Here is an 18644-nt window from a genome sequence, read left to right as displayed (position 1 = left end):
CATGGGCTGGTTCAACCCCTTCCGCGTCGCCAAGCGCCTCCGGCAGATCGGCCTGATGGGCATCGGCCAGCGCAACGCGCACTACGTGCTGATGCACAACCCGCGCAAGTTCTACCCGCGCGTGGACGACAAGCTGCTGACCAAGAAACTGGCGCTGCAGGTCGGCCTGCCGGTGCCCGACCTGTACGCGGTCGTGCGCGAGGAACACGAGATCGCCGAGCTGCACGAGAAGCTCAAGGGCCGCGACAGCTTCGTGGTGAAGCCGGCGCACGGTTCCGGCGGCGACGGCATCCTGGTCATCTCCGGCCGCCGCGGCGACAAGTACCGGCGCGCCAGCGGTTCGCTGATGACCCGCGACGAGTTCGAGCACCATCTCTCGAACGGGCTCTCCGGCCTGTTCTCGCTCGGTGGCCAGCCCGACCACCTGATCGTCGAATACTGCGTGCAGTTCGATCCGATCTTCGACAACGTCAGCTACAAGGGCGTGCCGGACGTGCGCATCATCGTCTTCCTGGGCTACCCGGTGATGGCGATGATCCGCCTGCCCACGCGCCTCTCGGACGGCAAGGCCAACCTGCACCAGGGCGCGATCGGCGTCGGCATCGACATCCCGACCGGCAAGACCAAGCGCGGCGTGTGGGGCACCGAGATCATCCGCGAACACCCGGACACCGAGCACACCATCGTCGGCCTCGCCATCCCGCACTGGCGCGACCTGCTGCAGATGGCCTCGCGCTGCTACGAGCTGTCGGGCCTGGGCTACGTCGGCGTCGACTTCGTGCTCGACCGCGACAAGGGCCCGATGATCCTCGAGCTCAACGCCCGCCCCGGCCTCGCCATCCAGATGGCGAACGGCAACGGCCTCGAGCACCGCCTGCGCAAGGTCGAGGCGCTGCGCGACCGCGGCGAGCTGTCGAAGGACCCGGCCGAGCGGGTGCAGTTCGCCATCGACCATTTCCCCACCACTGGCTGAACGGCGCCCGCACCTTTCACGCCGATTTAAGACCCGGATCGCCGGCAGCGGTCAAGCTGCGACCCAAGAGAAATGGATACGGGGGCGAACGGTCCGGGAGGACAACCGGGTTGAGCCGGGCAGGCGTTCCCCGTTACCCTTGCTGGCCCACACCGCGCGCGGCGCGGCGCCAAGGAGTCACGAAATGAAGGCCCTACACACGCTCAAGATCGTCGCGCTCGCCGTCTTCCTGACGGCCTCGTTCGCGGCGCCCGACGCCGACGCGCAGCGCAAGCGCGGCGAGCAAGCCGCGCTCTACCCGGACGCCACCCGCAAGTCGCCGACCGGCGGCTACGCCCCGCGCCTGGCCAAGCAGCACCAGAAGCTGCAGTCGATCTACACCGAGGAGGGCCGCGAGCAGGAAGCGATCGCGCTCGCCGAGGAGATCATCAACAACGAGCGGGCCAAGCCCTACGACAAGGCCATCGCGCTGATGACCGCCGGCACCGTGGCGGTGTCGATGGACGACGAGGCCCGCGGCATCGACTACTTCGAGCGCGCGATCGCCGAGGATGCCCTGGTCAACGACAACCACTACAACCTGATGATCAACCTGGCCGCGCTGTACGTGAACGCCAGCCAGTTCGACAAGGCCGACCCGCTGCTGGCCCGCCTGATCGCCGAGACCTCGACCAAGAACCCCGACGTCTATGCCATGCAGGCCTCGAGCTTCTACAACAACGGCAAGTACGCCGAGGCGATCGCGTCCCTGAAGAAGGCCACCGAGTACAAGGGCGAGGCCCAGCCCCAGTGGAACTCGATGATGCTGGGCGCCTACGCCGAGCTCGGCCAGGACGACCAGGCCATCGCCCTGGGCGAGGAGATCCTGGCCAAGAACCCGGACGACAAGCGCGCCATCTCCAACCTGGCCCTGCTCTACAGCAACAACGACCAGCCCGCGAAGGCCGTGGCCCTGCTCGACGGCGCCCGCAAGCGCGGCCTGCTCAACGAGCCGGCCGACTACGAGCGCATCTTCTCCACTTACTACAACATGGAGCAGGAAGCGCAGGCCGCCGCCGTGATCGAGGAGGGCCTGGCCAAGGGCATCCTGCCCCAGGAGGCCAAGTACTACACGATGGTGGCCCAGGCCCAGTACTTCGCCGAGAACATCGCCCCGGCCATCACGGCTGCCCAGAAGGCCGCCGAGCTGTCCAAGGACGGCGAGCCGGGCCTGTTCCTGGCCCAGGTGCTGAGCCAGGAAGACCGCAACCCGGAGGCCATGGCCGCCGCCCGCGCCGCGATCGCCAAGGGCGTGAAGAGCCCGGGCACGGCGTGGATGGTCATCGCCCGGTCCGAGTACTATTCGGAGAACATGGCCGCCGCCAAGGCCGCCTACCGGGAGGCCGCCAAGGACCCCGCCACCCGCGAACAGGCCCAAAAGGCCCTGGCCCAGATTTCCCGCTGATCGGTTGGTAAACCGGTAACCTTGGTATAAGCTAACAAGTTCCCGCCGCTCCCCGGCGGGTCACGGCTTAACGCCGGCAGACCAGAGAGCTCGAGCCGCCACCCGCATGACGGACAAGAATTACAAATACGAAGACAAGCCCCAGGGCATCAGCTGGGCTCGCATCGGCGGCAATGCCTTCGCCATCGCGTTGCACGCGATCGCGTTCATGCTGATGCTGATCCCGGTGGCGACCCCGGAGAAGGCCGAGAAGCCCGACGAAGTGACCCAGGTCAGCTTCATCGAGCCCCCGCCGCCGCCCCCGCCGCCGCCGCCGCCGCCGCCGGAGCCGCCGAAGGTCGTGCAGAAGATCGTCGAGCAGCCCAAGCCGACGCCGGTCCCGCCGCCGCCGGAAGAGCCGCCGGTCGTGTTCGACGACCCGAGCCCGATCGACATCGAGGCCCCGCCGCCGGCTCCGCCCGCGCCGCCGGCCCCGCCCGCCGACTTCAGCCCGTCCGAGGACATCAGCGGCCGCGCCATGAACCCGCCGCGATACCCGGCCCGGGAACTGCGCGACGGCATCGGCGGCACGGTCATGCTGCGCGTCACCATCGATGCCTCAGGCAACGTGCTCGACGTGCAGATCCAGCGTTCGAGCCGCAACCGCAACCTTGATCGCGCGGCCATGGATGCCGCTCGCAAGTGGAGGTTCAACCCGGGTATGCGCGGCGGCCAGAAGGTCGGTGGCGACGTCCTGGTGCCCGTGAACTTCAATCCCGGCTAAGCAATAAAAACGTTCATCCCGTAACGGTCAATCACACAAGAAAGGCACCCTTATGCTGCAGGACATCCTCCTCACCGTCGCCGCCGCTGCGCCGGCCGCCGTTGGCGGCGCTGCCAACAACGCCGAAGCCCTCAACCAGATGGGCTTCGCCCACCTGTTCAAGGAAATGACCTCCGCCCCGGGCGAGTTCATCGTCTCCTGGGTGGTCTTCCTGATGCTGGTCGTGATGTCGTTCGGTTCGTGGTGGTACACGATCGTGAACTTCATCAAGAACACCGTGGTCTCCAACCGCGCCGACGCGGTCGTCCGTACGTTCTGGGAAACCCCGAACGCGCAGGACGCCATCCGCTTCATGGAAGAGCAGCCGGCCAACGAGCCGTTCTCGAAGATCGCGCTCGACTGCGCCCAGGCCGCCGCGCACCACCAGCGCCATGAAGGCAGCCGCCTGGTCGACGCCCTGAACCGCTCGGAGTTCATCGACCGCGCCCTGCGCCAGGCCGTCACCCGCGAGAGCGCCAAGCTCGAGAACGGCATGACCTGGCTGGCCACCGTCGGTGCGACCGCCCCGTTCGTCGGTCTGCTCGGCACCGTGTGGGGCATCTACGGCGCCCTGATCAAGATCGGCGCCACCGGCCAGGCCTCCATCGACGCCGTCGCCGGCCCGGTCGGCGAGGCGCTGATCATGACCGCCTTCGGCCTGTTCGTCGCGATCCCGGCCGTGCTTGCGTACAACGCGTTCAACCGCGCCAACCGCAACACCTACGCCAAGTTCGACACCTTCGCGCACGACCTGCACGACTTCTTCGCCACCGGCTCGCGCGTCGGCGACGTGCCGGCCAAGCGCTGAGTCAACCGGTCTAACCAGGAGCCGCAGGCATGGCCTTCTCAAGTAATTCCGGCGGTGGCGGCCCGATGGCCGACATCAACGTCACGCCCCTCGTGGACGTGATGCTGGTGCTGCTGATCATCTTCATGATCACCGCGCCGCTGATGTCGCATAAGGTCAAGGTCGACCTGCCCCAAGCCACCCTGGAGCAGAAGCCCGAAATCGACCAGCCGCCGATCACGCTGGCGATCGAAGCCAGCGGCCAGGTCTACTGGAACGACGAGAAGGTCTCCACCGACATGCTCGAGGCGCGCCTGGCCGTCCTGGCCCAGCGCACCCCGCAGCCGCAGGTGGACGTGCGCGCCGACAACGTCACCCGCTACGGGATCATCGCGGACGTGGTGAAGAAGGTGCGCATGGCCGGTATCCGCAAGGTGGGCTTCGTGTCCACCCCCGAGCGCTGAGGAAAGACTGACATGGCATTCTCGTCCAACGCCGGCAGCGGCCCGATGGCCGACATCAACGTCACGCCCCTCGTGGACGTGATGCTGGTGCTCCTGATCATCTTCATGGTCACTGCCCCGGCCCTGTCCTACCAGATCCAGGTCGACCTGCCGCAGCGGACGTCCAATCCGCCGCCGCAGCCGAAGGATCCGCCCGAGCCGATCCGCCTGCGGATCGAAGCGGGTGGCACCATCACCTGGAACAACTCGCCGATGCCGATCTCGGTACTCCAGTCGTCGCTCGAAGTGGAGGCGGAACGCGCCATGCAGCCGACCCTGGAAATCGAGACCGACCCCGACGCGCAGTACGAAATGCTGGCCAAGGTCCTGTCCCGGGCCAAGAACTCCGGCATGGAAAAAATCTCCTTCGTGGAACCCGGCCAGTAAGGCCGCGCTTCCCGCACCTGCAGCAACGCCGCCTCCGGGCGGCGTTTTTTTTATGGGCTTGCGAGCACTCCCCGCCGGGCGTACAAGGAAGTCGGGACCCCCGGAAGGAGTAGCGCCATGGCCTTCACCGCCGCACGGACCGCTTCCGACACGATGTCGGAAATGAACATCACTCCCTTGGTAGACGTCATGCTGGTCTTGCTGGTGATCTTCATGGTCACCGCCCCGCTGATGGACTTCCGCATACCGATGGGGCTCTCCCGGCCGGTGCCCGATCCGCCGCCGCCCAGTGAACAGGTGACCCTGGTCGTGGAGCGCGGCGACCTGTTCCGCCTCGCGGGCACGCCGGTGACCGCCCAGGCCCTGCCGGCCGCGCTGCGGATGATCGAAAGCGGGCAGCCGGGTTTCCTGCTGCGCATCGAGGTCGACCCCGACGCCGACTATCAGTCCGCCGCCACCGCGCTGGCCGCGGTGGAGCGCTCGGGCATCGAGAAATATGGATTGGCCGACTAGGCCCCGGCGGCCGCCGCGCCGATGATGGCGCGGTAGGCCCGGACGGTCGGACCCAGCCCCTGGTGCAAGGCTTCGCCGAACAGCGCGTGCCCGATGGATACCTCGAGCACGCCCGGCACGCCGCGCAGGAAATCGCCGAGGTTGGCCTGGCTCAGGTCGTGGCCGGCGTTGACGCCGAGGCCCAGCGCCTGCGCCTCGCGGGCGGTCCGGGCACACAGCGCGATCGCCGCCCCGGCGTCGCCCGCCGCATGGGCTTCAGCGAACGGCCCGGTGTAGAGCTCGATCCGGTCCACGCCCATGCCGGCCGCCAGCGCGAGGCCCTCGGCGCCCGCGTCCATGAAGAGCGACACCCGCACGCCCCAGGCCTTGAGCTGGGCCACCAGCGGCGCCAGCCGGGCGGCATCGCGCGCGAGGTCGAAGCCATGGTCGGAGGTGAGCTGGCCATCCCCATCCGGGACCAGCGTCGCCTGGGTGGGCCGCACGGCCTCCACGAGGGACAGGAAACCCGGGTAGCCCGGGCGCGGCGGCGCGAACGGGTTGCCCTCGAGGTTGTACTCGACCCGCCCGGCCACCAGCCCGGCCAGGTCATGCACGTCCCCGGGCCGGATGTGCCGCTGGTCGGGCCGGGGGTGCACGGTGATGCCGCCGGCACCGGCGGCGATGGCCGCCTCGGCCGCCGCCACCACGCTGGGTTCGAGCCCGCCCCGGGAATTACGGAGCACGGCCACCTTGTTGACGTTCACGCTGAGCAGGGTCATGCCGGCAGCCTACCCTGCCGCCCGCTGGTCGGAAATCCCTGCGTCACTTCGCGGAACCGGGCCGGCGCTTGGAGGATAATCGGGCCATGTCGCCCCTGACCCTGCTCAGCGCCCTGGTACTGGCCGTCGCCTGCCTGGCGGCGCCGACGGCGACGGCCACGGCCTTGCCCGGCGATCCGCTGGCGCGGCACTTCAGCTCCGAGGAAACCCACGCCTCGCCGAGCCACTTCGATGTCACCACCGGCGCGAACGGCGAACTCTTCGTCGGCAACTACGACGGCGTGCTGCACTACGACGGCGTCGACTGGCGCCTGATTGCCCTCCCGGCGAACGTCGCCGCGCGCTCGGTCGCCACGGGCACCGATGGCTTGGTGTACGTCGGCAGCTACGACGGCTTCGGCCGGCTCGTGCGCAACGGCGAGGGTGATTTCGTCTACGAGGAACTGCTCACGCGCGCCGGCCTGCGCGGCGAAGACCGCCACGTCGGCATCGTCTGGGAAGTGATGGCCACCGACGCCGGCGTCTGGTTCCACACCGAACGCGCCCTGCATTTCCTGCCCTACGACGAAGGCGCCGCGCGCCGCTGGCCGCTGCCGGCCGAAGTGCGCAGCTTCTACGCGGTGGGCGCGGAGCTGCTGGTGCGCGTGAACGGCAAGGGCGTGTGCCGCTTCGACGACGGCGAGTTCGAGCTGCTGCCGGGTGGCGACGTGTTCGCCGATCGCGCGCTCTCCGGCGTGATCCCGCGCGAGGGCTGGAACCTGATGGTGGCCGACGACGGCCTGTTCATTTCCGATGACGACGGTATCCGCCGCATGTCCGGCGCCGCCGACAAGCGCGTCGCCGGCAAATCGGCCTACGTCGCGCAGGCGCTGGACGACGGCAGCGTGGTGATCGGCACCCAGGACGGCGAACTGATCCGCATCGGCGCCGACCTGCAGCCGCGCGAGATCCTCGACCTCGGCGGCTTCGCGGTACGCGCGCTCGGCCTGGATCGCGAAGGCGGCCTCTGGGTCGCGACCGAAGGCGACCTGGTGCGCCTATCGCTGCCCTCGCCCTGGTCCTTCCTGGGCCAGGACCACGGCCTGGTGGGCAGCCCGAATGATTTCGAGTGGTACGACGGCGCGGTCTGGCTGGCCTCGTCGCGCGGCCTGCAGCGCATGACCCTGCGCCCGGACGGCGGCGTCGCCAACGAGCGCCTGCCCTGGACCGCCTTCGAGGCCCAGGCCCTGCACGCCAGCGAGGGCGGCCTGCTGGTCGGCATCCGCGAGGGCCTGCTGGTGCTCGATCCCGGCGCGCGCGAGCCGCGCAAGCTGTTCGAGCATCCTTTCCACGGCGTCTACGGCCTGATGGAATCCGAGCACGACGCCGGCCTCGTCTACGCCGCCACGGCGTCGGAACTGATGATGCTGCGTCGTCCCGCGGGCCGCTGGGAGATCGCGGCCACGATTCCGTTCGACGGCATCAGCGCCTACGGCATCGAAGAGGCCGGCCCCGGCGAACTCTGGCTCGGCGATAGCCGTGGCCCGGTGCAGCGTTGGCGGATCGACCTCGACACCGGGCAGCTGGTCGAACGCGAGGTCTTCGACGACGCCCGCGGGCTGCCCGTCGATCCCGACACCGGCACCAGCGTGTTCCGCCTCGACGATCGCATCCACGCCGTGAGCGGCGGCGCCGGCTTCCGGTTCGACGGGGAACGCTTCGTGCCCGACCAGGCGCCACCGGTCACCCTGGTCGACCGCCCCGACGAACTTGTGGTCGAACACACCCCGCTCGGCGATTTCGCCTTCACCACGCGCCAGCTTTGGCGCCGGGCACCGGGCGAGGACGACTGGCAGCAGGTCTATCCGGGCGCCAGTTTCGCCGCCGGCTATTCCAACCTGCGCATGAGCCGCGACGGCGTGCTTCGCGTCGCCACCTGGGACGGCCTGCTGCAGTACAACCCGAACGAAGTCGAGGCCCGCCCGCAGCCGCTGCGGCTGGTGATGGAGCGCGTGACCGCGCGCGGCCCCGCGGGGGAAACCCTGTCGCTGCCGACCCGGACGGTCGGCGAGCCGGTGCAGGTGCCGCCGGGCTACGGCCTGAGCCTGCGCTTTGGCATGGTCAGCATGGAGAGCGGCGCCGAGTTCCGCTACCTGCTGCACGGCGTCACGCCGGACTGGAGCGACTGGACCGACCGCGACCTCACCATCCGCGCCCTCGCGGCCGGGGATTACTCGCTCGAAGTGCAGGCGCGCACCCGCAACGGCCGCCAGGCCGCCGCGATGAACTACCGTTTCCGGGTCGAGCCGCGCTGGTACGAGCAGTGGTGGGTGATCGCGTTTGCCCTCGTGGCGCTGGCGGCGCTCGCCGTGGCGCTCACGCTCTGGGCCGTGCGCCAGCGCACCGAGCGCTACCTCGCCGCCAACCGCCGCCTGGAGTCGCGCATCGCGGAGCGCACGCGCGAACTCGAGGAGCTCAACCGCAAGCTCGCCGAACTGGTCACCGAGGATGCCCTGACCGGCGTCGCCAACCGCCGCGCGCTGGAGAACGGGCTGCGCCGCGAATGGTTCCGCTGCCTCGACCAGCGCCGCCCGCTGTCGGTGCTGATGATCGACGTGGACCACTTCAAGGCCTACAACGACACCCACGGCCACCTCGAGGGCGACGTGCAGCTGCGCGGCATCGCCCAGCGCCTGAACCAGCAGCACGACCCGCAGCGCGAGCTGCTGGCCCGCTACGGCGGCGAGGAATTCGCCCTGCTGCTGCCGGGCGTGCATCCGGACGAAGCGCTGCGGCGCGCCGAGATGATCCGCGCCGCGATCGCCACCAGTGATGCCGGCATGACCGTCAGCGTGGGCGTCGCCGGCTTCGTGCCGGACGTGCAGGTGGAGCCGGATGCGCTGCTGCGCCGCGCCGATGCCGCGCTGTACGTGGCCAAGCGCGCCGGCCGCAACCGCGTCGCCGCCGATGGCGGCTGAGCGCCGATCGCCGGGCGCACCGCGACCCGAGAAAACCTGTCCGGTCTGCCAGCGGCCGTTCCAGTGGCGAAAGAAGTGGGAGCGCGACTGGGACCGCGTGGTCTATTGCTCCGACGCCTGCCGGCGCGGCACGCCGCGCGGCAGGGCCGGCTGACCGCGGGGTTCAGGCTTTCTTGATCAGGCCGATGATGGCCAGCAGCAGGATCGCGCCGATGAAGGCGGTGATGAACAGGCCCATGTCGCCGCCGAACGACAGCCCCAGCTTGGGCAGCAGCCAGCCGCCGAAGAACGCGCCGAGCACGCCGACGACGATGTTCACCAGCACGCCGAAGCCGCGGCCCTTCATCACCACGCCGGCCAGCCAGCCGGCCAGCGCACCGATCAGCAGGAAAATAATCAGGTTCATGGTTCTCCCTCCCCGGGAACAAATGGAACAAGGACCCGCGCGGCGCGCGGGCGTGTGACCGGGCTCAGGCTAGCACGCGCCTCAGTCTTGGTTCTCCCTGGCGTCCTGCGCGCGCTTGCGCGCTTCGGCCTGCTCGCGCATCAGGCGCAGTTCCTCCGGGCCGAGGATGTGGCTGATGTCGCGCGACGAGCTGGAGATGCGCGAGGACAGCCAGCCCAGCACCCACGCGACCATGAAGCCCAGCGCACCGGCCAGGAACACCAGCACGCCCAGCGTGGGCATCGTGCGGACCATCGCCAGGGCCAGGCAGGCCAGGGACGCGAGCAGGTAGAGCCAATGCATTCGGGCAGCCTCCGGAATTTCCGGCGAGTTTAGCCCAAGCCGGCCCGGCCCCGGCCAGTCCCCCGGCGACCGCTAGAGCAGGGGCGAGAACAGGCGGGCGGAGGCCTCGGCCAGCCGCCGGGCGAAGCCGTCGGCCGGACGGTCGGGCCGCACTTCGCGGCAGTGTTCCAGGTCGTCGGTCATCTGCGCCTCCAGCCGCGCCGCGATGGCCTCGTCGTGCAGCAGCACGCTGAGTTCGAAGTTGAGCCGGAAGCTGCGGTGGTCGAAGTTGGCGCTGCCCACCAGGCAGGTGTCGTCGTCGATCAGCAGGGCCTTGGTGTGCAGCATGCGCGGCTGGTACTCGAACACGCGCACGCCCGCCGCCACCAGCTCGTCGAAGTAGGAGCGCGCCGCGGCGCTGACGATGACCGAGTCGCTGCGCGCCGGCACGATCACCCGCACGTCCAGCCCGCGCAGCGCCGCCGAGGTGAGCGCCATCTTCGCCGCCTCGCCCGGCACGAAGTACGGCGTGACCAGCCACACCCGCCGGTTGGCCTGGTGGATCGCCTCCACCTTCACCCGGTGGATCGCCTCCCAGGGCGAATCCGGCCCGGCCGGCAGCACCTGCGCCAGGATCTCGCCCCGCTCGGACGCCGGCCACAGGCGCTCGTCGCGCAGCGCGGTGCCGGTGGCGTAGTTCCAGTCCTCGAGGAAGGCCAGCTGCAGCCAGCGCACCACCTCGCCCTCCAGCCGCAGGTGCAGGTCGTGGAAGGCGTCGGCGCGGACGCGCTCGTTCTCCTCGTCGGTGATGTTGATGCCGCCGGTGAAACCGATGCGGCCGTCCACCACCACCACCTTGCGGTGGTTGCGCAGGTTCACGCGCGGGCGCCACAGCCAGCGCAGCCGCGCCGGATGGAACCAGGCGATCTCGACCCCGGCCGCGCGCAGCGGCGCCAGGAACACCTCGCGCAAACGGCCCGAGCCGATCGCGTCGAGCAGCAGCCGCACGCGCACGCCCGCCTTCGCCTTCGCCATCAGCGCGTCGCGCACGGTGGTGCCGGTGTGGTCGGGCTCGAAGATGTAGTACTCCACGTGCACGTGGTGGGTCGCGCCGGCGATGGCCTCGAGCAGGGCGTCGAGCGTCGCTCCGCCGCCGCTCATCAGCTCGGCGCGGGTCGCGCTCGAGGGCGCGAAGCCCGTGCTCGATTGCCCCAGCCGCGCGAGCGTGGTGCAGTCCGCGCTGGCCCGCAGGCCCGCGGGCAGGGTGTCGTCGAGGCTGGCGCGCGCGCGCGAACGCCGCAGCCGCTGGCGCCGGATCCGCTGCGGCCCGAGGAAGTGGTAGATCAGCAGGCCCAGCACCGGCAGCAGCGCCAGCGACATGATCCAGCTCAGCGTGGCGATCGGTTCGCGCTTCTGCAGCACGATCCAGCCGGCCAGCACGATCAGGTAGGCCGCCCAGATGGCCAGCAGCCACGGCTTGAGGTCAGGCCAGAGTTCGCTCAACGGCATCGGGGGCGCCCGGGAACGCAGGATCGGCGGCCATCATGGCACGCCGGGCGCGTGGCTCGTTCAACGCCCGCCGAACAGCTGCTCGGCGCGCTGGAACAGGATCCAGCTGGTGGCGATGTACTTGTCGCCGCCCTGCGGCCGGTTGCCGCGATGGGTGTGGGTGAAGGCCGCGGGCGCGATCAGCAGGCTGCCGGTGCGCGGCGCGATCTTGCGGTCCTGGTACAGGAATTCCGTTTCGCCTCCGCTGAAGCCGTCGTTCAAGTAGATCGTCCACAGCACGTGCCGGTGCAGGGTTTCCGCGCTCGGGTCGCGCGGGTAGAGCTCGCAGTGCCAGTACGGGTAGCCGCCCTGGCCGGCGGTGTAGCGCTGCAGGTTGATGGCGCCCGGGCGCAGCACGCTGCGCACCAGGTTGGCCAGCGCCGCATCGTCCATCGCCGGGAAATCCTCGGCGGCGATGCGGCGCAGCTTCCCGTCGGCTCCCGGCACCTGCAGCATCAGCGGCGCGATCAGCGCGTGGCTGTACTTGCGCAGGTAGGCCAGCAGGCCGGCGAACACCGCGTTGTTCAGCGCCGCCTCGACCTCCTGCCACTCCGGCTTGCCGGTGATCTGGATGTCGCGGCTGTCCTTGAGCTCGGGCATCACGCCGCCGCCGACCCGGCCGGGCACCGCGGCGCCGCTTTCCTCGAAGGCGGCCAGGATCTGCGCGCAGGCCTCGGCGTTGAGCGCGCCCTCGTAGACTTCGATGAAGTCGCCGTGGCTCACGCGCCGTGTTCCGCGTGGTAGCGGACCGCCTCTTCGACTTCCTTGCGCGAGCCCAGCATCACCGGCACCCGCTGGTGCAGGCCGGTGGGCGTGACCTCGAGCATGCGCTGGCGGCCGGTGCTGGCGGCGCCGCCGGCCTGCTCGACGATGAAGCTCATCGGGTTGGCCTCGTACATCAGGCGCAGCTTGCCGCCCTTGTCGCGGCACTTGGCGTCGATCGGGTAGAAGAACACGCCGCCGCGGGTCAGGATGCGGTGCACGTCGGCCACCATGCTGGCGACCCAGCGCATGTTGAAGTCCTTGCCGCGCGGGCCTTCCTTGCCGGCCAGCAGGTCGCCGACGTAGCGCTGCATCGGCGGCTCCCAGTGGCGCTGGTTCGACATGTTGATCGCGAATTCCTTGGTTTCCTCGGGAATCCGGATGTCGCGCGCGGTCATCACGAAGCTGCCGATCTCGCGATCGAGCGTGAACGCATGGGTGCCGTGGCCGACGGTGAGCACCAGCATCGTGCTCGGGCCGTAGGTGGTGTAGCCGGCCGCCACCTGCGCCGTGCCCGGCTGCAGGAAGTGCTCGTCGCCCGGCTGGGTGACGCCGTCCGGGCAGCGCAGCACCGAGAAGATGGTGCCGACCGAGATGTTGACGTCGATGTTCGAGCTGCCGTCCAGCGGATCGAACAGCAGCAGGTAGTTGCCGCGCTGGAAGGCATCGGGGATCGGCTGGCTGTGGTCCATTTCCTCGGAGGCCAGGCCGGCGAGGTGGCCGCCCCAGGCGTTGGCCTCGAGCAGGATGTCGTTGCTGAGCACGTCGAGCTTCTTCTGCGCCTCGCCCTGGATGTTCATGCTCTGTGCGCCCGGGGTGCCGGCATCGCCGAGCACGCCGCCGAGGGCGCCCTTGCCCACCGCGATCGAAATGGTCTTGCAGGCGCGGGCGACGACCTCGATCAGCAGGCGCAGGTCGGCGTTGATGCGGCCAGCGTGCTGTTCCTGGATGAGGTAACGGGTCAGCGAGATCGGCTTCATGGCGCTCCGGCGGGCAAGGGGACCCCCGCATTGTCCGGGCTGGGGCCGGGCTTGCAAGCCGCGGCCCGCCGGGTGCGAGAATCAGGCATGACCGCCGCGCCCGTGTTCGACAACGCCTTCCTGCTGTCCCTGGGCACGGCCCTGGGCCTGGGCCTGCTGGTGGGCGCCGTGCGCGAGCGGCGCCGGCCCGAGCCGGCCGTGGTCGCCGGGCTGCGCACGCATGCGCTGGCGGCGCTTTCGGGCGCGGTGTCGCTGTGGCTGGGGCCGGTGGTGTTCGCGGTGGTGGTGGCGCTGTCGGGCGTGCTGGCGGCCATGAGCTACCGCCACAGCCAGGGCCAGGACCCCGGCCTCACCGGCGAGGTGGCCCTGGTGCTGACCACCCTGCTCGGCGGCCTGGCCGTGCCGCTTCCCGCGCTGGCCGGTGCACTCGGCGTGGTGGTGGCCGCCCTGCTCTACGCCAAGGCGCCGCTGCACCGGCTCACCCGCGACCTGCTCAGCGAACGCGAGCTGCAGGACGGCCTGGTGCTGCTGGCCTCGGCCCTGGTGGTGCTGCCACTGGTGCCGGACCGGACCCTGGGTCCTTACGACGTCTTCAACCCCGCCACGCTGTGGAAGCTGGTGGTGCTGGTGATGGCCATCAGCGCCCTCGGCCACGTCGCGCTGCGCGCCACCGGCAATCGCTGGGGCCTGGCGGTGGCGGGCTTCTTCGCGGGCTACGTGTCGTCGACGGCGGCGGTGGCCGGCTTCGGCCAGCGCGTGCGCGAGACGCCGGCGCTGCTGTCCTCGGCGGTGGGTGCGGCGATGCTGGCGAACTTCGCCTCGTTGACGCTGTTCGTGCCGATCCTGCTGGCGGTGGCGCCGGGCCTGCTGATCCAGGTCTGGCCCGAGCTGGCGGCGGCCGGTGCGGTGATGGCCGTCGGTGGCCTGCTGGGCCTGCATCGCGGCGAGGACGGCGCGGTGCCGTCGCCGACCGCGCAGACGCGGATGTTCCGGTTCTCGCATGCGCTCACCTTCGCGGCGGTGATCACGGCGGTGCTGTTCGCGTCGGCCGCGCTCAACGACTGGCTGGGCCCGCGCGGCGCGATGGTGGCGGCGACGCTGGCGGCGCTGGCCGAGGTGCACGCGGCGGTGGCCACCGTGGGCAACCTGTTCCGCAGCGGCGTGTTCGACCCGGAGCAGGCGCGCTGGGGCCTGGTCGGCCTGCTGGCGGCGAGCTGGGTGGCGAAGTCGGTGGTGGCCTGGAGCAGCGGTGGCCGCGCCTATGGCCTGCGCGTGCTGCTGGGCCTCGGGCTGGCGGTGCTGGCGGCGGCGATCGTCGTCGCAGTGTTCTGAGATTACTCGGCCCGGCCGGGCGCCGGCCTAGATCACCCGCAGCGTGATCGCCTTGAGCACCGCCCGGGTGCGGTCGCGGGTGCCGAGCTTGTCGAGGATGTCGGAGACGTAGTTCTTCACCGTGCCTTCGGACAGGAACACCGCGCGCGCGATCTCCTTGTTCGAGTAGCCACCGGCCAGCAGGCGCAGGATCGCCACCTCGCGTTCGCTGAAGGTGTCGCTGGGCGCGGCCTGGTCGCGGTAGGCGTAGCGGGCGCGCACCGGGTCGGTGGACACGGGGGCGAGCAGGGTCTCGCCGGCGGCGACGCGTGTGATCGCTTCGAGCAGGTCTTCCGGCGAGGCGTCCTTCAGCAGGAAACCCTGGGCACCGGCGGCCGCGGCGCGCAGCGGCAGCGCTTCCTCGTCGAAGGTGGTCAGCAGCACCACCGGCGTGGCGTCGCCGCGCGCGCGCAGCGCCTGCACCAGGCCGAAACCGTCGAGGCCGGGCATGCGGATGTCGGACAGCACCACGTCCACCGGCGTCGCGGCCAATGCCTCGAGCAGGGCCTCGCCATCGCTGGCCTCGAGCACCACGGCCAGGGTGTCGAAGCCGGCGAGCAGCGCCTTCAGGCCGCTGCGCACCAGGGCCTGGTCGTCGGCCAGGGCGATGCGGATCGGTGCACTCATGCCGCCACCGGCAGCCAGGCCTGCAGGTGCACGCCACCGGTGCCGGTGCGGCCGACGCTGAGCCCGCCGCCCAGCGCCTCGAGGCGCTCGCGCATGCCGCACAGGCCGTTGCCGGCGCGGACCTCGCCGCTGCCGCGGCCGTCGTCGCGGATGTCCAGGCGCAGCGATTCATCCTCGCGCCGCAGCACCACCCACAGGTTCTGCGCCTGCGAGTGCTTCACGGCATTGGTCAGGCCTTCCTGCACGGCGCGCAGCACCGCCTCGGCCTGGGCCACCGTGGCCACGCGCGCGTCTTCGCCCACCTCGAGCTGCAGGCGCGGGCGCGGGAAGGGCTTGGCGAGCGCGTTCAGCGCGGCCACCAGGTCGAGGCCGTCGCCCTGGCGCATCTGCTGCACCACGCCGCGGATGTCGGCCAGCAGCTCGTCGGCCAGGCAACGGCAGAGCTGCACCGCGTCTTCCTCGGCGAAGCGCGGGTCGCGCGCCAGCGCCGCCAGGTTGAGCTTGAGCGCGGTGAGCTTGTGCCCGGCCACGTCGTGCAGTTCGCGCGAGAGGCGCAGGCGCTCGGAATCGCGCGCCGATTCGGCCAGCAGCGAGCGCGTGGCCAGCAGGTCGGCGTTGGCGGCGGCGAGCTCGTCGCGGGCCTGGCCGGCGGTGAACGCGAACCAGGCCGTCAGCGCGGCGAAGCCCTGGAAGCTCATGTGCATCAGGGTCGAGACCAGCGGCGAGCCGATGTCCCAGACGTGCCTGTAAATCAGGTACACCCCGACGTTGATCGCCACCACCATCGCCACCGAGGCGCGCGGCGGCCACATCTGCACCAGCTGCACCACGCACAGGATCAGCAGGATCGGCAGCGTGCTGTTGCGCGCCAGCAGCATCAGCCCGAACGTGATGGCCAGCTGGGCCAGCACCATCGCGCGCTCCACCGGCCGCGGCCAAGGCCCGCAGGTGGTGGCCATGAACAGCGCCAGGAAGGCCAGGTGCATCGCCGACAGCGCCGGCGCCGGCACCGGCTGCGCCAGCCAGGCCGGCGGCGACCAGCTTGAGTACACCAGCTCCCAGCCGATCGCGGCCCAGGCCAGGTAGCCGGCGAAGTTCATCGGCGAGACGAGTTGCTTGAGGCGGTCGTTCATGGCGCCAGCTTGGGCCGCCGGGCGCCTTCGCTCAAGGCATGGGCGGCAGAAAGTGACTTCCGGCACCACGCGCCGGTGACCGCCGGCACCTGAACCGGGCCGCGCCGGCCGCGAGACTGGTCTCACTTCGGGAGGAACCGCCATGACCCTGCACACGCTCAGCTTCTACACCCACGCCGGCCTTGGCGTGCTCGCCCTGGCCACGTTCTGGATCGCAGGCCTGAGCCGCAAGGGCAGCCCCCTGCACCGCGCGGCCGGCAAGGTCTACCTGCCGGCGATGACCGGCCTGCTGCTGGCGGCGGTGCCGCTGGCCATCGCCGTGTTCCAGCGGATGCCGGTGGCCGGTTCTTTCCTGGGCTACCTGCTGGTGCTGACCGTGACCTCGGTCTGGTGCAGCTGGCGCGCGGTGAAGGACAAGAAGGACTGGGCGCGCTACACCGGCCCGGTGTTCCGCGGCCTGATGTGGGCGAACCTGGCCAGCGCCCTCGTGATCGCCGGCGTCGGGCTGCTGCTGGCCAAGCAGATGCAGCTGGTGATCGTGTCGTTCTCGGGCATCGGGCTGTTCGCCTTCGTGCAGATGTGGCGCTTCTCGCGCCAGCGGCCGGAGGATCCGCGCTGGTGGCTGCGCGAACACCTCAACGCGATGCTCGGCAACGGCGTGGCCACTCACATCGCCTTCCTGAGCATCGGCCTGCCCAAGGTGCTGCCGATGCTGGCGGGCGCGACGCTGATGAACCTGGCGTGGCTCGGCCCGCTGGTGGTGGCCTTCGTGGCCGGCGTCTACCTGACCCGCAAGTTCCTGCCCAAGCGCGCGGCGCCGCCGGCGGGCGTGGGCGTCGCCGGCTAGACGTCGCCGTCCTTGAGCCAGCCCTCGCCGGTGCCGCGGTTGAACACCGCGTCGCCGGGCTGCACCGAGCCGGCCGGGAAGCTGTCGAGCTGCGCCAGCTTCGCGTAGATCGGGGTGAAGTCGGGCCGCGTGGCTTCCATCAGCTGCTCGTAGCTGTCGATGACGAAGTAGGTCTTCTGGAAGGTGTCGATGCGGTAGCGCGTGCGCATGATCCGCTCGAGGTCGAAGCCGATGCGGTTGGGCGCGGCGCTGTCGAGGCAGTGGATCGATTCGCCCTTCGACGAGACGATGCCGCTGCCGTAGATGCGCAGGCCGTCGTCCTGCTTGATCAGGCCGAACTCGACCGTGTACCAGTACAGGCGCGTCAGGTTCACCAGCGCCTCGGGGCCGATGGCGTGCGCCTTGACGCCGCCGCGGCCGTAGGCGGCCATGTAGTCGGCGAACACCGGGTTCATCAGCAGCGGCACGTGGCCGAACAGATCGTGGAACAGGTCCGGTTCGCTGAGGTAGTCGAGCTGCTCGGGCTTGCGGATCCACCACGTCACCGGGAAGCGGCGGTTGGCCAGGTGCTCGAAGAAGGTGAGCTCGGGCAGCAAGCCCTCGACGCCGATCAGCTCCCAGCCCGTGGCCTTGCGCAGCACCGGGTTGAGATCGTCGAACTTCGGGATGTGGTCGGGCGACATGCCCATCAGCCGCTGCTGGCGCAGGAACTCGTCGCTGGCGCGGCCGATGAGCAGCTGCTGCTGGCGCTCGAACAGCGTCGCCCAGACCTCGTGGTCGGTGGCGGTGTAGCTCGACCAGGGTTGCTCGACCACGGCCGTGGTGTAGACCGGGACGTAGCCCTTGTCGGTGAGCTGGTGTTCGACGCGGTTCGGCTGGGGCATGGTCGGCTCCGGGAACAGGCCTCCAGTCTAGCGGCGAGCGGGCGCAAGAGGATTGCGTTGTTGCGCGATATGGGCTTCAAAGCGCAACATAATTGCGTCAATACGCCAAGGTACGCTACGAATGGACAGCCCCGGCCTCGATCGCACCGACCTCGCCCTGCTCGCCATCCTCCAGCGCGAGGGTCGCATCAGCAATGCCGAACTGGCCGAACGGGTCAGCCTGTCGGCCTCGGCCTGCCTGCGGCGGGTGCAGCGGCTCGAGCAGGCGGGCGTGCTGGCGGGCTACTCGGCCGTGCTCGACCCGGCCCGCGTCGGCCTGGGCCTGCAGGCCTTCGTGCGCGTGCAGCTGTCGCGCCACGACGCCGAGGCCATCGCCGGCTTCACCCAACGCGTCAACGACTGGGACGAGGTGATCGCCTGCCACGCCCTCACCGGCGACATGGACTACCTGCTGCACGTGGCGGTGCAGGACCTCGAGCACTTCTCCCGCTTCCTGCTCGACCACCTGCTCAACGCCACCGGCGTCGCCGACGTCAACTCCAGCTTCGTCCTGCGCACCGTGAAGCAAGCCCGCGCCCTGCCCCTGACCCACCTCGCCTGATCAAGAACGGAAAAAGGGGTCAGAGTAATTATTCGTTTGA

At 70.1% G+C, this 18644-nt stretch carries 21 protein-coding genes; 12 read left to right on the top strand and 9 right to left on the bottom strand.

The features are described 5' to 3' along the window. The first annotated feature begins 1 nt into the window (after position 1). The 7 genes from N787_RS11565 to N787_RS11535 all read left to right on the top strand — a co-directional run bounded on the left by N787_RS11565 (position 2) and on the right by N787_RS11535 (position 5409). Entirely contained in the window at positions 2-973 is a 972-nt protein-coding gene (locus N787_RS11565; protein WP_034214214.1) for an alpha-L-glutamate ligase-like protein, read from the top strand. 184 nt (positions 974-1157) lie between these two features. Beyond that, positions 1158-2417: a tetratricopeptide repeat protein gene (locus N787_RS11560; protein ID WP_034214211.1), complete on the top strand. Its 1260-nt coding sequence runs from the start codon at positions 1158-1160 to the stop codon at positions 2415-2417. 106 nt (positions 2418-2523) lie between these two features. Continuing rightward, on the top strand, positions 2524-3180 hold the full coding sequence (locus tag N787_RS11555; RefSeq protein ID WP_034214208.1) for an energy transducer TonB: 657 nt from the start codon (positions 2524-2526) through the stop codon (positions 3178-3180). Positions 3181-3232: 52 nt separating this feature from the next. Continuing rightward, positions 3233-4027, top strand: coding sequence for a MotA/TolQ/ExbB proton channel family protein (locus N787_RS11550; RefSeq protein WP_034214205.1), 795 nt, complete (start codon positions 3233-3235; stop codon positions 4025-4027). Positions 4028-4056: 29 nt separating this feature from the next. Continuing rightward, the gene (locus N787_RS11545; RefSeq protein WP_034214203.1) at positions 4057-4470 is read left to right on the top strand and encodes an ExbD/TolR family protein; all 414 of its coding nucleotides are present in this window, start codon (positions 4057-4059) and stop codon (positions 4468-4470) included. Between the two features lie 12 nt (positions 4471-4482). Continuing rightward, a complete protein-coding gene (locus tag N787_RS11540; protein WP_034214201.1) occupies positions 4483-4896 on the top strand; it encodes an ExbD/TolR family protein in 414 nt (137 codons plus the stop codon). Positions 4897-5013: 117 nt separating this feature from the next. Further along, complete coding sequence (locus tag N787_RS11535) at positions 5014-5409, top strand: ExbD/TolR family protein (protein WP_034214198.1); 396 nt, start codon at positions 5014-5016, stop codon at positions 5407-5409. Here the strand turns inward: N787_RS11535 and N787_RS11530 are convergent. Beyond that, the gene (locus N787_RS11530; RefSeq protein WP_034214196.1) at positions 5406-6167 is read right to left on the bottom strand and encodes a pyridoxine 5'-phosphate synthase; all 762 of its coding nucleotides are present in this window, start codon (positions 6165-6167) and stop codon (positions 5406-5408) included. The genes N787_RS11535 and N787_RS11530 overlap by 4 nt on opposite strands. Positions 6168-6253: 86 nt before the next feature. Between N787_RS11530 and N787_RS14465 the strand changes: the two genes are divergently transcribed. Next, entirely contained in the window at positions 6254-9124 is a 2871-nt protein-coding gene (locus N787_RS14465) for a ligand-binding sensor domain-containing diguanylate cyclase (RefSeq protein ID WP_052575418.1), read from the top strand. Further along, the gene (locus tag N787_RS14810) at positions 9042-9278 is read left to right on the top strand and encodes a DUF2256 domain-containing protein (protein ID WP_425387874.1); all 237 of its coding nucleotides are present in this window, start codon (positions 9042-9044) and stop codon (positions 9276-9278) included. Before N787_RS14465 ends, N787_RS14810 begins: the two co-directional genes overlap by 83 nt. Before the next feature lie 9 nt (positions 9279-9287). Here N787_RS14810 and N787_RS11520 read toward each other — a convergent pair whose 3' ends face one another. The 5 genes from N787_RS11520 to N787_RS11500 all read right to left on the bottom strand — a co-directional run bounded on the left by N787_RS11520 (position 9288) and on the right by N787_RS11500 (position 13141). Then, on the bottom strand, positions 9288-9530 hold the full coding sequence (locus N787_RS11520; protein WP_034214193.1) for a GlsB/YeaQ/YmgE family stress response membrane protein: 243 nt from the start codon (positions 9528-9530) through the stop codon (positions 9288-9290). A gap of 81 nt (positions 9531-9611) precedes the next feature. After that, positions 9612-9872, bottom strand: coding sequence for a hypothetical protein (locus tag N787_RS11515; protein WP_034214188.1), 261 nt, complete (start codon positions 9870-9872; stop codon positions 9612-9614). A 72-nt stretch (positions 9873-9944) separates the two neighbouring features. After that, the gene (gene cls / locus N787_RS11510; RefSeq protein ID WP_034214186.1) at positions 9945-11360 is read right to left on the bottom strand and encodes a cardiolipin synthase; all 1416 of its coding nucleotides are present in this window, start codon (positions 11358-11360) and stop codon (positions 9945-9947) included. Between the two features lie 60 nt (positions 11361-11420). Next, positions 11421-12122 (bottom strand): 2OG-Fe(II) oxygenase, encoded by a 702-nt coding sequence (locus N787_RS11505; protein ID WP_034214183.1) that lies wholly within the window; start codon positions 12120-12122, stop codon positions 11421-11423. Beyond that, positions 12119-13141: a class 1 fructose-bisphosphatase gene (locus N787_RS11500; RefSeq protein WP_034214181.1), complete on the bottom strand. Its 1023-nt coding sequence runs from the start codon at positions 13139-13141 to the stop codon at positions 12119-12121. The genes N787_RS11505 and N787_RS11500 overlap by 4 nt, the downstream gene beginning before the upstream one ends. Positions 13142-13228: 87 nt before the next feature. On the opposite strand from N787_RS11500, the gene N787_RS11495 reads away from it, so the two are divergent. Next, complete coding sequence (locus N787_RS11495; RefSeq protein WP_052575417.1) at positions 13229-14473, top strand: MgtC/SapB family protein; 1245 nt, start codon at positions 13229-13231, stop codon at positions 14471-14473. Positions 14474-14500: 27 nt separating this feature from the next. On the opposite strand, the gene N787_RS11490 is transcribed toward N787_RS11495, so the two are convergent. Together N787_RS11490 and N787_RS11485 are read right to left on the bottom strand one after the other, a co-directional pair. Continuing rightward, entirely contained in the window at positions 14501-15139 is a 639-nt protein-coding gene (locus N787_RS11490; protein WP_034214179.1) for a response regulator, read from the bottom strand. Continuing rightward, positions 15136-16272: a sensor histidine kinase gene (locus tag N787_RS11485; protein WP_034214176.1), complete on the bottom strand. Its 1137-nt coding sequence runs from the start codon at positions 16270-16272 to the stop codon at positions 15136-15138. The genes N787_RS11490 and N787_RS11485 overlap by 4 nt, the downstream gene beginning before the upstream one ends. A gap of 142 nt (positions 16273-16414) precedes the next feature. Here N787_RS11485 and N787_RS11480 point away from each other — a divergent pair, with 142 nt between their 5' ends. Further along, on the top strand, positions 16415-17119 hold the full coding sequence (locus N787_RS11480) for a DUF2306 domain-containing protein (protein ID WP_034214174.1): 705 nt from the start codon (positions 16415-16417) through the stop codon (positions 17117-17119). Here N787_RS11480 and phhA read toward each other — a convergent pair. Further along, positions 17116-18003, bottom strand: coding sequence for a phenylalanine 4-monooxygenase (phhA, locus tag N787_RS11475; RefSeq protein WP_034214171.1), 888 nt, complete (start codon positions 18001-18003; stop codon positions 17116-17118). The two genes, N787_RS11480 and phhA, sit on opposite strands and share 4 nt — an antisense overlap. A gap of 121 nt (positions 18004-18124) precedes the next feature. On the opposite strand from phhA, the gene N787_RS11470 reads away from it, so the two are divergent. Then, on the top strand, positions 18125-18604 hold the full coding sequence (locus tag N787_RS11470; protein ID WP_034214168.1) for an Lrp/AsnC family transcriptional regulator: 480 nt from the start codon (positions 18125-18127) through the stop codon (positions 18602-18604). Positions 18605-18644 lie beyond the last annotated feature (40 nt).

This window comes from Arenimonas metalli CF5-1, from assembly GCF_000747155.1.
Classification (GTDB): domain Bacteria; phylum Pseudomonadota; class Gammaproteobacteria; order Xanthomonadales; family Xanthomonadaceae; genus Arenimonas; species Arenimonas metalli.
This window is presented reverse-complemented; position numbering and strand designations above follow the sequence as displayed.

What these genes read in the sequence shown, in the direction of transcription:
- N787_RS11495 (WP_052575417.1), top strand. Translation starts at nt 13,229, where the DNA reads ATGACCGCCGCGCCCGTGTTCGACAACGCCTTCCTGCTGTCCCTGGGC.
- N787_RS11560 (WP_034214211.1), top strand. Translation starts at nt 1,158, where the DNA reads ATGAAGGCCCTACACACGCTCAAGATCGTCGCGCTCGCCGTCTTCCTG.
- phhA (WP_034214171.1), bottom strand. Translation starts at nt 18,003, where the DNA reads ATGCCCCAGCCGAACCGCGTCGAACACCAGCTCACCGACAAGGGCTAC.
- N787_RS11530 (WP_034214196.1), bottom strand. Translation starts at nt 6,167, where the DNA reads ATGACCCTGCTCAGCGTGAACGTCAACAAGGTGGCCGTGCTCCGTAAT.
- cls (WP_034214186.1), bottom strand. Translation starts at nt 11,360, where the DNA reads ATGCCGTTGAGCGAACTCTGGCCTGACCTCAAGCCGTGGCTGCTGGCC.
- N787_RS11550 (WP_034214205.1), top strand. Translation starts at nt 3,233, where the DNA reads ATGCTGCAGGACATCCTCCTCACCGTCGCCGCCGCTGCGCCGGCCGCC.
- N787_RS11515 (WP_034214188.1), bottom strand. Translation starts at nt 9,872, where the DNA reads ATGCATTGGCTCTACCTGCTCGCGTCCCTGGCCTGCCTGGCCCTGGCG.
- N787_RS11545 (WP_034214203.1), top strand. Translation starts at nt 4,057, where the DNA reads ATGGCCTTCTCAAGTAATTCCGGCGGTGGCGGCCCGATGGCCGACATC.
- N787_RS14810 (WP_425387874.1), top strand. Translation starts at nt 9,042, where the DNA reads ATGCGCTGCTGCGCCGCGCCGATGCCGCGCTGTACGTGGCCAAGCGCG.
- N787_RS11555 (WP_034214208.1), top strand. Translation starts at nt 2,524, where the DNA reads ATGACGGACAAGAATTACAAATACGAAGACAAGCCCCAGGGCATCAGC.
- N787_RS11540 (WP_034214201.1), top strand. Translation starts at nt 4,483, where the DNA reads ATGGCATTCTCGTCCAACGCCGGCAGCGGCCCGATGGCCGACATCAAC.
- N787_RS14465 (WP_052575418.1), top strand. Translation starts at nt 6,254, where the DNA reads ATGTCGCCCCTGACCCTGCTCAGCGCCCTGGTACTGGCCGTCGCCTGC.
- N787_RS11500 (WP_034214181.1), bottom strand. Translation starts at nt 13,141, where the DNA reads ATGAAGCCGATCTCGCTGACCCGTTACCTCATCCAGGAACAGCACGCT.
- N787_RS11520 (WP_034214193.1), bottom strand. Translation starts at nt 9,530, where the DNA reads ATGAACCTGATTATTTTCCTGCTGATCGGTGCGCTGGCCGGCTGGCTG.
- N787_RS11485 (WP_034214176.1), bottom strand. Translation starts at nt 16,272, where the DNA reads ATGAACGACCGCCTCAAGCAACTCGTCTCGCCGATGAACTTCGCCGGC.
- N787_RS11565 (WP_034214214.1), top strand. Translation starts at nt 2, where the DNA reads ATGGGCTGGTTCAACCCCTTCCGCGTCGCCAAGCGCCTCCGGCAGATC.
- N787_RS11490 (WP_034214179.1), bottom strand. Translation starts at nt 15,139, where the DNA reads ATGAGTGCACCGATCCGCATCGCCCTGGCCGACGACCAGGCCCTGGTG.
- N787_RS11480 (WP_034214174.1), top strand. Translation starts at nt 16,415, where the DNA reads ATGACCCTGCACACGCTCAGCTTCTACACCCACGCCGGCCTTGGCGTG.
- N787_RS11535 (WP_034214198.1), top strand. Translation starts at nt 5,014, where the DNA reads ATGGCCTTCACCGCCGCACGGACCGCTTCCGACACGATGTCGGAAATG.
- N787_RS11470 (WP_034214168.1), top strand. Translation starts at nt 18,125, where the DNA reads ATGGACAGCCCCGGCCTCGATCGCACCGACCTCGCCCTGCTCGCCATC.